A 2,313-nucleotide genomic window follows, 5' to 3' on the forward strand; every position below is an offset into this window, starting at 1 on the left:
CGTGTTTCGCTTCTTTGCTGGCGCGGCGCGTACCCTGAACGGTTCGGCTGCGGGGGAATATCTGGAGGGACACACCTCGGTGATCCGTCGCGACCCGGTGGGCGTTGTCGCGTCGATTGCCCCCTGGAACTACCCGCTGATGATGGCGGCGTGGAAGCTCGCCCCGGCGCTGGCCGCCGGGAACTGCGTGGTGCTTAAACCCTCTGAGATCACGCCGCTCACCGCCCTGAAACTGGCTGAACTGGCAAAAACCATCTTCCCGGCCGGGGTGCTTAATGTGCTGTTCGGGCGAGGCAAAACCGTGGGTGACCCGCTGACCGGGCATGAAAAGGTGCGGATGGTGTCGTTAACCGGCTCTATCGCCACGGGGGAACACATCATTGGACATACCGCCTCGTCCATCAAGCGCACCCATATGGAGCTGGGCGGTAAAGCGCCGGTGATCGTCTTTGATGACGCGGATCTCGACGCGGTGGTGGAGGGGGTACGCACCTTCGGCTTCTACAACGCCGGGCAGGACTGTACCGCCGCCTGTCGTATCTACGCGCAAAAGGGCATTTATCCGGCGCTGGTGGAGAAACTGGGTGCCGCGGTCGCCAGCCTGAAAATCGGCGCCCCGGATGACGAAAGCACCGAGCTTGGTCCGCTAAGTTCGCAGGCGCATCTCGACCGGGTATGCAAAGCCGTGGATGAGGCCAAAGCCCTCGGGCATGTGCAGGTCATCACCGGCGGCAGCAAGCACGACGGCAAAGGCTACTGGTGCCAGCCGACCCTGTTGGCAGGCGCGAAACAGGAAGATGCCATTGTCCAGCGGGAAGTGTTTGGCCCGGTAGTGAGTGTGACGGAATTCGACGATGAGGAGCAGGTTCTGGCCTGGGCCAACGCGTCGCAATACGGCCTGGCCTCCTCGGTGTGGACTCAGGACGTGGGCCGCGCACACCGCATCAGCGCGCACCTGCAGTATGGTTGCACCTGGGTGAATACCCACTTTATGCTGGTCAGCGAGATGCCGCACGGCGGGCAGAAGATGTCCGGCTACGGCAAGGATATGTCGGTGTATGGCCTGGAGGATTACACCGTGGTCAGGCATGTAATGATTAAACATTAATGACTTATCACCGCCGGCAGAGAGTAATCTCACCGGCGGTGATAAATATATTCATTCAAAGAATATATTAAATATTAAAGTTTCACTTCCCCGCAAGAATATATCGTCAGCTTTTTTCACCTGTCGCCCTAAATTAAATCGCCTGGCCGCCGATACCGAAGTAAATCCATAATAAAATCGCCCTGACCATGCTTGCAATTAATCATAACGAGATTGCCGGGCTCTCACTTAAGTCCCGGAATGCTAACAGTACTTTACTGGCCCAGACGATTGAACGGCTCTCATCCGGCTTGCGTATTAACAGCGCGAAGGATGATGCCGCCGGGCAGGCCATTGGCAACCGGATGTTCGCCAACATCAATGCGGACAAGGCGATCTCACGTGGGCTGGATGACGCGATAAGCCTGGCGCAGACGGCAGAAGGGAGCCTGAGCGACGTCAGCGCGATGCTGATCAAAGCCAAAAGCCTGGCCATTCAGGCGGCAAACGGCACCTTATCGCAGTCCGACCGGGACAGTATCAACCAGGAGTATCAGCAGATACTGGGGACAATTACCCAAATCTCCGAGCAAACCGAGATCTTCGGGCAATATCCGCTGGCGACCGATAAGCCTGTATTACCGCCGCAATTAATTGGCGATGTTATGCCGCTGGATCGTAAATTCCCGGTAGCGGGCACTGATTATTCTTTCAGTTCCGGTGTTATTCCGCTGGCCTATATTCCGGCCGGGTCGACCAATATCACTATTAACATTGATTCGCTGGGTCTGGATGACGATCTGCAGATATTTACCCGAGATGGTAAACATCTCGCGGGCACGCCATTAAACGGCCCGGATGCGGATTATACCTGGGTGAGCCGCGGCATCACCGATGGCGCGAAAGCGACCGCATCGGTGCTGACGGCCAAAAACGGTTTCAGCAGCGGGGCGGTCTATGATGACTCGCAGCTGATTGACGGCGGTCCCAGCTGGAGTTATAGCGGAGAAACGCTTAACTATAACGGGATGAACATTTCCTATAGTGGGGATGGCGATCGCTATGAAGATAAGGCGTCCGGGGCCTGGAACGACGGTGCCAACGGTTCGAACCGCCTTGAACGCATCACGCTGGATACCGTGACGGAAGATTTGCTGGTGATGGTGGTGGGCAGCGGTTCTTTTACCAGCAACATCACCTGGGGAAATTTGCCGACACCGTCGATT

2 protein-coding genes are annotated in these 2,313 nt (G+C 56.9%); both read left to right on the plus strand.

Annotation, left to right across the window (positions count from 1 at the left end; genetic code table 11):
* Positions 1-1,108 (plus strand): gamma-aminobutyraldehyde dehydrogenase (locus RTP97_RS01955; RefSeq protein WP_312410393.1); only part of this gene is annotated, 1,108 nt, incomplete at its 5' end.
* A 188-nt stretch (positions 1,109-1,296) separates the two neighbouring features.
* Positions 1,297-2,313: flagellin (locus RTP97_RS01960; protein ID WP_312410394.1), on the plus strand; the 1,017-nt coding region annotated here is incomplete at its 3' end.

The organism is Pseudescherichia sp., from assembly GCF_031998825.1.
GTDB lineage: Bacteria > Pseudomonadota > Gammaproteobacteria > Enterobacterales > Enterobacteriaceae > Pseudescherichia.